The following is an 8,181-nucleotide window of genomic DNA, read 5'->3' as shown; positions in this document are numbered from 1 at the left end:
AAGATGCGGTAGTACATGGGCGCGCAGGTGGGGCGCACATACATCTCCTTCTCTTGCCGCTCCATCTCGTAGTGCCAGTTGAGTATCTTCTCGTAATCCTCCTTGCTTATGAGCTCCTCCATTATCTCCTTTCCCCTACCGGTGGGAACAATCAGAAACATGTACCAGGCGGTGGCGCCCAGCTTCTTGGCGAGCTCATAAACCTTTGGAATCTCCTCCTGGTTGCGCTTTGTGAAAGAGGAGTTGACTATGAAGGGGATGCCGTGCTTTTTGAAGAGCTTCGCCGCACGTATCGCGCCTTTAAAGGCTCCGCGCTGGTTGCGGAAGTTGTCGTGCACCTCGGCGGAGGCACCATCGATGCTGATAGAGACTATCTTAATTCCGCTCTCCTTGATCTTCTCGCACACCTCATCGCTGACAAGGGTGCCGTTTGTTGCGAGAGCCATTCGCAGCCCTCGCTCAGTGCCGTAGCGCGCGATTTCAAAGATATCCTCCCGCAGCAGGGGTTCGCCGCCGCTGAGCACCAGCACTGGCTTGGCGTAGCTTGAGATGTCGTCTATCACCGCCTTAGCCTGAGCTGTGCTCGGCCCTCTCTCTGCCTTTATCGCCGCCTCGGCGCGGCAGTGCACACAGCGCAGATTGCACCTCTGGGTAATTTCCCAGGCAATCCAGCGAGGTTCAAACTTCATTGTAGTAGTCGCGGGGATTAGCGATGAAAATTAAAGCTGAACCCAACCCCACAGTATATACGTGGGAAATTACAGAGTAGTTGAGGAAGATGAAAATCCAGGGAGAGCTGAAGCGCGGCGTATTTATCCAGCGCCTGAACAGGTTCGCATGCCTTGTTGAGGTGGACGGCGAAGCTGCGAAAGCCTATCTTCCAAACCCGGGGAGGCTCCAGGAGCTCCTCGTGATAAATGCAGAGGTGCTGCTCCGGCTATGCAGGGGTGCGCAGAGGAAGACCGCCTACGACCTCATAGGGGTTAAAGCTGGCAAAGCATGGGTGAGCGTGGACTCCCGAGTGCCCAATGCCCTCTTCAGAGAGGCTGTAGAGCAGCGCAGGCTGGCAGAGTTCGCAGGATACCGCATAGCGCGGGAGGAGGTTAAATTCGGCGAAAGCAGGCTGGACTTCCTGCTCTCGGGCTCGCCTCCCTGCCTGGTGGAAGTCAAGTCCTGCACCCTCGTCGAGGAGGGTATTGCAAGGTTTCCGGACGCGCCCACGGCGAGGGGCAGGAGGCATCTGCTTGAGCTGATTAAAGCAAGGGAGGAGGGCTACCGCTCGGCGGTAGTCTTTATAATCCAGCGGGGCGACGCCTTTGCCTTTGCGCCCAATGACGCCACCGACGCTGCCTTTGGCGAAGCCCTGAGGGAGGCGAAGCGAAGGGGCGTTGAGGTTCTCGCCTATCGCTGCGACTTCGACGGCAGGGAGATTGAGATAAAAAGCAGGGTGAAGGTGCTGCTCCGGTAGCGGCATCACTTTCCAAGTTTATCCAGAAATCTTAACCCATTTTCTGTGATTCTAACTCTGTAAGATGCCACTCCTGAGGCACTTTCCTCTTTGCTGATTTTAAGAACCTCGACAAGACCCAACAACTCGAGAAAAATACAGTTCTTTTTCACCGTATTAAAGTTTGTTCCTGTAATTTTAGTAAGATTATAGTAGGTATGCACCTTTCTATCAGAAAGCGCTCTCAGAATTTCTATTTTTTTCCTATCACTCACCAGCAAATCTTCCATATTGTAGTGAACACATCAAAAAACTTATAAATGACGATTGAGAAATTTGTTGTGAACACTATAATTTTGTAGTAAAACTGAGGGATGCAGTTGACAAGCGTCCTGGTGATAGACGACAGCAAAGACATACTTGGTATTGTAAAGCGCATGCTTAAAAAGCGCGGATACCACGTTGTTACTGCAGGCTCCGCAGAGGAAGCGCTGAAAAAGCTCAAAGAAGGCTACACTCTGGATGTGATTCTTCTCGACATCCTCATGCCGGGCATGAGCGGCGAGGAGCTTTTATCACGCATTAAGAATCATGAGGGGCTAAAGAATACCCCGGTTTACATTTTCAGCGTTGTAACAGAGAGTGACAGAATACAGAAGTGGTTGAGGCAGGGAGCAAAAGGTTTAATACAAAAGCCCTTCAGCATCGAAAGGCTTGAGGCTGCGATAAGGGAGTCGCAGAAATAGTTAATCATAAATACGTTCATAACAGATTTTCTGGAAGACTAAAATAAAAAGAGAGTTAATTGAGCCTTAAAAACAAGGTGCCGATATGTGCTACGAAATAATAGTAGATCCAAAGCTGCAGAATAAAATTAAAAAGCTCTATAAAAAAGACAGGAAAACTTATGATCGCCTTAAAAAGAAGCTTTTGCTCCTGAGTAAAAATCCAGAAATGGGAAAGCCCCTCAGGAACGTTCTGAAGAATAGGAGGAGACTTCACGTAGCTCCTTTTGTTTTGATCTACAGGTTTGATAAGGATAAAAAGGTTATAGAATTATTAGATTTTGACCACCATGATAAGGTTTATAAAAGGACAATCGATTAGCTTTTTTATACACCTTCAGCAAAAGATTACGAAGTTAAAGGACAAAGATAAAGTGAGATTTATGTCTGAAGTTGAGTTGTTGAGGAAAATTGCCGAAGATGTGGCAGTACTCAGGGAGAAGGTTGACAGTATGGAAGCCCTGCTAATTGAGGCTATCTATCCCGACGAGGACCTCATATTTCCGGAGTTTATTAAGAGGATTGAAGAGGCCGAGGAAAGAATCAAAAGAGGAGAGGGTTTAAAATTCTCCAGCATGGAAGAGTTCCTGAAAAGCGTTGAAGAGTGAATTTCTTGATTTTTTAAATTTTATTGTAATGACAGGAAAATGCGCAGTATGTGGGGCAAAGGGAGAGGAAATTGCGGCAGAGCTTCAGGTGTGCCTGCGCTGCATAAGGCAGAGGCCAGAGGAGGCGCTCGCGCTGGCGCAGGAGGCTCACGCAGCCTCGCGAAGGCGCTTCGGCTTTCCCGAGAGCGCGCCCAGGGGAGGTGAGGTGAAGTGCACCCTTTGCGTTAATCAGTGCGAGCTCCATGAGGGCGAGCGCTCCCTCTGCGGGCTGCGCATTAACCGAGGAGGCAGGCTGGTGCACCTCGCTGGCACTGCCCGTGAGGCAGTGGTGAGCGCCTACCACGACGCACTGCCCACGAACTGCGTCTCGGCGTGGGTTTGCGCTGGCTGCACCGGCGCTGGCTATCCGCGCTACTCCCACGTGGAGCGCGGGCCAGAGCTGGGATACAAGAACCTCGCGGTCTTCTACGGCGCCTGCAGCTTCGACTGCCTCTTCTGCCAGAACTGGGAGTACCGTGAGAACGCTCGGACGCTCTCCCCGAGGATGACGCCGGAGCATCTCGCAGCCCTTGTGGATAACCGAACGAGTTGCATATGCTACTTCGGCGGCGACCCCACGCCCCAGATGGCCCACTCCATAAAGACCAGCAAGATAGCGCTCCGTGAGAGAAAGGGCGAAATACTGAGGATATGCTACGAGACCAACGGCAGTATGCATCCCGGCGTACTCAGGAAGGCGGCGAAGCTCAGCTTAGAGTCTGGAGGGTGCATAAAGTTCGACCTAAAGGCCTGGGATGAGAACCTCCATCTTGCGCTCACCGGGACGAGCAATCGCTACACCCTGAAAAACTTCGCAATGCTGGCTGAGCACGTGGAGGAGCGCCCTTCGCCGCCCTTTCTCATCGCGAGCACACTGCTCGTCCCCGGCTATATCGACGCGGCTGAGGTCGAGGCGATAGCGCGCTTCATTGCAGAGCTCAGCCCGGAGATACCCTACTCCCTGCTCGCCTTCTATCCCACCTACATGATGCGCTCCCTTCCGACGACCAGCTGGAAGCAGGCTGAGGCCTGCCTTGAAGTAGCGAGACGCCACCTCCGCAATGTTCGCCTGGGCAATGTGCACCTTCTTCGCTAGGCGGCGAGGGCTTCAATCTTTGGCTTTTCTAGCAGAGCTGAGTTGACGTAGATGGGTGAGCCCTCAATCAGAGCCAGGATTATCGCATCGCTTGGGCGAGCGTCTACCGCCTCTATGCCAGGGATGTGGATGGACGCGTAGTACACCTCGCTAACCAGAGCATCAACGCTCACGTAGCTCACCTTCTTTCCCAGCTTCGCAAGCAGTGCCGCGAAGGTGTGGTGCATCCAGGGGCGGGGAGGCTTTTCGCCGGCGAGAAGCAGGCGCATGCGCTCCCCCTGCTCCCTGCCCACCACCATGGTGAGCCTTCCCCTACCATCAACCTCCTTAAGCACGATCGCATAGCCGAAGGTTTCCTCGCGGACATCGCTGACCTCCACCTGTACGTAGCCCTCGGGCGGCGCCTCTTCCCTCTCCACACAACCTGAAAATGAGGCAACAAGCAGAAGCAGAGCTATAGCGCGGAAAAGCATTACTTCACCTTTCCCCCCTGGTAGCGCCCCTCATAAGCTACGGCGTCGCCCTCCACCCTGGCAAAGACCACCTGCGCTATCCTCGAGCCCCTCTCCAGGGTGAATTCAAAGCCTCCCTCATTCTTTATACCCACGGTGAGCACACCCCTGTAGCCCGGGTCTATAACGGCGGTGCGCAGGCTTACACCGCAGCGAAACAGCGTGGAGCGCTGGAACATAAATGCCACCAAATCCTTTGGCATATTCACCCTCTCCAGGGTGGTGCACAGGTAGTACTTCCCCGGCTTCAGCACATAGCGCTCGCCCTCAATCTCACGAAGCTCCGGCAGGGTGCGCTCCTCTTTATATAATGCCGCAGGTGAGGTGATGTCGTACAGCTTGTCGATGCGCAGGTCCACGCCCGCGCCCTGAATGTTGCCCTCCTCCACATTCTCCAGCAGGCGCTCCTCGTGTATTCTGTTCAGAAGTTCTTCATAACCGAGGTACATGCTTCTAAATTCGCAGGGGGTGAAGATAACTTTTTCTGCTGAGTCTCAACTCAGGTGGCGTTGCCCGCATTGCTCCCCTGCTTCGGCAGCTCCACCACAAAGACCGCCCCTCCCTGAGGATTATCCTCCACCCAGACCTTGCCCTTGTGGAACTCAACAATTTTTTTAGCAATTGTCAATCCCAGACCAGAGCCCTTGACACCACCCTTCTCTCTCCTGGTGAATCTATCAAAAATTCTGAGCTTATCTTCGTCCTTTATGCCACTCCCGAAGTCCATCACCTTAATTCTAACGAATTCGTATGCCTCCTCACCTTCTATGACTATCATCTTTCCTTCCGGGGCATATTTTATTGCATTGGATATAAAATTGGCGAACACCTCTCCGATTATTTTATTGGCCCTGACATAAAGGCTGTGGGTTATTTTATTCTCTATATGCATACCCGCCTTTGAGGCCAGAGGAATAAAGTCCTCCACAACCTCCTCCAGCACCTCTTTAATGTCCAAATCCTCCAATTCAAGGCTTTCTATGGAACCAAGTTTAGAAAGTTTTGTGGCATCATTAACCAGCTTCACTGCTTTTGAAAGCCCCCTCCTTATTGCATTGAGCAGCTCCACCTTCTCAGGGTCCTTTTCGTCATCAAGCAGGAGCTCAACAAAGTTGTTTGCGACGCCGATGGGATTCAAAAGGTCGTGGCGCATAATGTCCAGGAAGAGGTCCTTTAGGTAGTTGGACTGCTCCAGTTCGTATGTCATTGCTATCAGCTTTTCCTGCCTTATGAACAGCTCCTCCTCGAGCTTCTTCTGCTCTGTAACGTCCCTGAGTATCATCATTTCTGCAGGTCTGCCATTAAATTCAATCAGAGAAGTATTCACTTCAACAGGTATACCCTCTCCCTCTTTTGAGAGGATTTCTATTTCACATTCGGCAATCCCATAGATTGCATTCTCATGCATAAGTAACTCTCTTGAATTTGACGAAACAAGTTTAACAAATGGGGTTCCAATCAGTTCTTCTTTTTCAAATCCGGAAATTTCACAAAATTTTGAATTTGCAAATTCAATAGCGCCATCCAGAACAACAACCATTCCCAGATTAATGTTTTCTGCAACAATACCCTCTGGTATCTCAGCACCAGCTTCGATTTTAAGCTGTGCTTTCCCCTCTAGCCTGGGTTCAATCATTCCCGACCCGGATATGTGTCTCTGCATCGTCATTTCCATAGGTTTATATTCCCCTCACTGGGTGGATTTTAATATCACTTATAGAGATTAGATTCAGATTTGGAAGTAGATAAAAATTGTCTTTCAGTTGATTCTTTAACTCTCGGAAAAACTATCCCCTGAACTTCGGCCTCTGGGAGAGCTTCTCAGGAAGTGGAAGTTTGGCGAAGGGTTTGCCCTCATTCTCCTTCTCCACGCGCTCGGCGAGCTTCTCCCTGCTCAGCTTTACCTGCTCGCCTGTGCTCCTCACACGCACAGTGAGGTAGCCTCCCTCCTGCTCCCTCGCACCAACAACGACGATGTATGGGATCCACTCCTTCTCGGCATTGCGTATCTTCTTCTGAAGTGTTGCCGCCTCATCGTCTAAATCACAGCGCACCCTGCGCTTCTTAAAGTAGGCAAGAAGCTCCTCGGCGTAGCCGAGGTTCTGCTCAGACACAGGGATTATCCTGATCTGCGTGGGACAGAGCCAGGTGGGCAGCGAAGGCTTTTCGCCGCGCTTAGCTCTGAGGTAGGCCTGCTCGAGCAGCGCGTAGAGATTGCGGTCAATACCCCCGCTGATGCTGGCATGCAGAAGGAGGGGATAGTGCTTGGCCCCGCTCTCATCCACGTAGGTTATGTCGAAGCGCTCTGTGTTCTCCACGTCTATCTGCACTGTCGAAAGCGTTGCCGCCTTCTTCTGAGCATCGTTGACACTGAACTCGAACTTCATAACAAAGTAGAAGAAGCGCTTATCCCAGAGTTCGATGAGAATGGGCTTTCCTATAAGCTCAGCCAGCTGCTTGGCAAACTCCTCGTTCTCCTCATAGAAGTCGCGCACAAATCGCATGGCTACCTCATACTCCAGGCCCAGCTCCTTCATATAGCGCATGCTCAGCCTGAACTGGCGCAGAAACTCCTCCTTGGCCTGCTCCATGTCCCTGCAGAGGGTGTGCATATCCGGCATGGTGAAGGTTCGCAGGCGTTTAAGCCCTGCGAGCTCACCGCTCTGCTCCCGGCGGAAGGAGTAGTGGGTCAGCTCATAGAGGCGGAGCGGGAGGTGGCGGTAGCTTATTGTCATGTCGTGCATCATCAAGTACTGCCCGAAGCACGCGGCAAAGCGCAGGAAGTACTCCTTGTCGTCGCTTATCACAACGTATTGCCTTGCCGGGAAGCGGTGAAGATAGCGGCTCAGTCTGGGGTGGGCGAAGTCGTACATCACCGGCGTCTCCACTTCCATGGCACCGTAGTCAAGCACGAGCTCTGTAACGCGCTCCTCCAGAAGTTTCTTTATCAGCTTTCCCTTGGGATACCAGCGCAAATTGCCCGGGTCGCTGCCAGGCTCGTGGTCCACAAGCTCATGCTCCTTCATCAGGCGAATGTGGGGTGGCTCCTCGGTCACCGCACGAGTGCCCTTGGTCTCATATTCGTAGAATATCTTCAAGCCCTCATGTTTTGAAAAGTCGAAGCTTTCCGCAGGGGTAAGCTCGCCTTCAGGGGTGAGCACATACCACTCGCTCTTCAGCTTCTTCTCAGCCTTGAGGGCAAGGCTCTCTTTTTCCTCCTTCTCCACGCGTATCTCCCGGGAAAGCTCGCTCAGGGGATGCCCCTTGCAGCGCAGCTCAAAGGCCTTGTACCAGCCGAAGGGCGCCCGCACAACCTCGTAGCCTCTCGCGAGAAGCTCCTCCTCCAGACGTCTGAGCACATCCACCGCAAAATCCGGCTTTGCGAGGGAGGAGCTGAGGTGGGCATAGGGGTAGAGCACTACACGCTCTGCTCTAACCTGTGAGTAAACCTTCTCTATCTCCTCGGCGGCGCGCTTCACCACCTCTTTTGCATGGCCCTCGTCCGCCTTCTCAACGGCGATAAATGCGGCGAGCGCCTCCTCCGCTTTACCCGCGAGCTTTTCCTCGCTAACCTTTTCGGCGACCTTTGTCTTCTGCTTTGCTTTAAACTCTATGTGGTCCACGTGAAGGAGAAGAAGCCTCATTGTTGCACCCCTGCTACCTTGGCGCTGGGTTTTTATAAGGTTTTCGAAGG

11 protein-coding genes are annotated in these 8,181 nt (G+C 52.4%); 5 read left to right on the top strand and 6 right to left on the bottom strand.

What is annotated here, in order from left to right; genetic code table 11:
* On the bottom strand, positions 1–689 hold a 689-nt coding region (locus ACXJJW_RS08185), incomplete at its 3' end, for a radical SAM protein (RefSeq protein ID WP_456475252.1).
* A gap of 89 nt (positions 690–778) precedes the next feature.
* Between ACXJJW_RS08185 and sfsA the strand changes: the two genes are divergently transcribed.
* Positions 779–1,468, top strand: coding sequence for a DNA/RNA nuclease SfsA (sfsA, locus tag ACXJJW_RS08180; protein ID WP_456475251.1), 690 nt, complete (start codon positions 779–781; stop codon positions 1,466–1,468).
* A 5-nt stretch (positions 1,469–1,473) separates the two neighbouring features.
* Here the strand turns inward: sfsA and ACXJJW_RS08175 are convergent, their stop codons facing one another.
* Positions 1,474–1,737 carry a hypothetical protein gene (locus ACXJJW_RS08175; protein ID WP_456475250.1) on the bottom strand — a complete coding sequence of 88 codons (264 nt, stop codon included), beginning with the start codon at positions 1,735–1,737 and terminating at the stop codon, positions 1,474–1,476.
* A 90-nt stretch (positions 1,738–1,827) separates the two neighbouring features.
* Here ACXJJW_RS08175 and ACXJJW_RS08170 point away from each other — a divergent pair, with 90 nt between their 5' ends.
* The 4 genes from ACXJJW_RS08170 to ACXJJW_RS08155 all read left to right on the top strand — a co-directional run bounded on the left by ACXJJW_RS08170 (position 1,828) and on the right by ACXJJW_RS08155 (position 3,975).
* Positions 1,828–2,193, top strand: a complete 366-nt coding sequence (locus tag ACXJJW_RS08170) for a response regulator (RefSeq protein ID WP_456475249.1) — start codon at positions 1,828–1,830, stop codon at positions 2,191–2,193.
* Between the two features lie 85 nt (positions 2,194–2,278).
* Positions 2,279–2,554: a type II toxin-antitoxin system RelE family toxin gene (locus ACXJJW_RS08165; RefSeq protein ID WP_456475248.1), complete on the top strand. Its 276-nt coding sequence runs from the start codon at positions 2,279–2,281 to the stop codon at positions 2,552–2,554.
* A 61-nt stretch (positions 2,555–2,615) separates the two neighbouring features.
* Positions 2,616–2,840 carry a hypothetical protein gene (locus ACXJJW_RS08160; protein WP_456475247.1) on the top strand — a complete coding sequence of 75 codons (225 nt, stop codon included), beginning with the start codon at positions 2,616–2,618 and terminating at the stop codon, positions 2,838–2,840.
* A 28-nt stretch (positions 2,841–2,868) separates the two neighbouring features.
* On the top strand, positions 2,869–3,975 hold the full coding sequence (locus ACXJJW_RS08155; RefSeq protein ID WP_456475246.1) for a radical SAM protein: 1,107 nt from the start codon (positions 2,869–2,871) through the stop codon (positions 3,973–3,975).
* Here ACXJJW_RS08155 and ACXJJW_RS08150 read toward each other — a convergent pair.
* The 4 genes from ACXJJW_RS08150 to ACXJJW_RS08135 all read right to left on the bottom strand — a co-directional run bounded on the left by ACXJJW_RS08150 (position 3,972) and on the right by ACXJJW_RS08135 (position 8,131).
* A complete protein-coding gene (locus tag ACXJJW_RS08150) occupies positions 3,972–4,448 on the bottom strand; it encodes a bifunctional nuclease family protein (RefSeq protein ID WP_456475245.1) in 477 nt (158 codons plus the stop codon). The genes ACXJJW_RS08155 and ACXJJW_RS08150 overlap by 4 nt on opposite strands.
* Positions 4,448–4,936, bottom strand: coding sequence for a dCTP deaminase (dcd, locus tag ACXJJW_RS08145; protein WP_456475244.1), 489 nt, complete (start codon positions 4,934–4,936; stop codon positions 4,448–4,450). The genes ACXJJW_RS08150 and dcd overlap by 1 nt, the downstream gene beginning before the upstream one ends.
* 50 nt (positions 4,937–4,986) lie before the next feature.
* Positions 4,987–6,162 (bottom strand): PAS domain-containing sensor histidine kinase, encoded by a 1,176-nt coding sequence (locus ACXJJW_RS08140; RefSeq protein ID WP_456475243.1) that lies wholly within the window; start codon positions 6,160–6,162, stop codon positions 4,987–4,989.
* 112 nt (positions 6,163–6,274) lie between these two features.
* The gene (locus ACXJJW_RS08135; protein ID WP_456475242.1) at positions 6,275–8,131 is read right to left on the bottom strand and encodes a threonine--tRNA ligase; all 1,857 of its coding nucleotides are present in this window, start codon (positions 8,129–8,131) and stop codon (positions 6,275–6,277) included.
* Positions 8,132–8,181 lie beyond the last annotated feature (50 nt).

Source organism: Candidatus Pyrohabitans sp., assembly GCF_054014795.1.
Note: the sequence above shows the minus strand (reverse complement) of the source record. Positions and strands in the feature narration are given on the sequence as shown.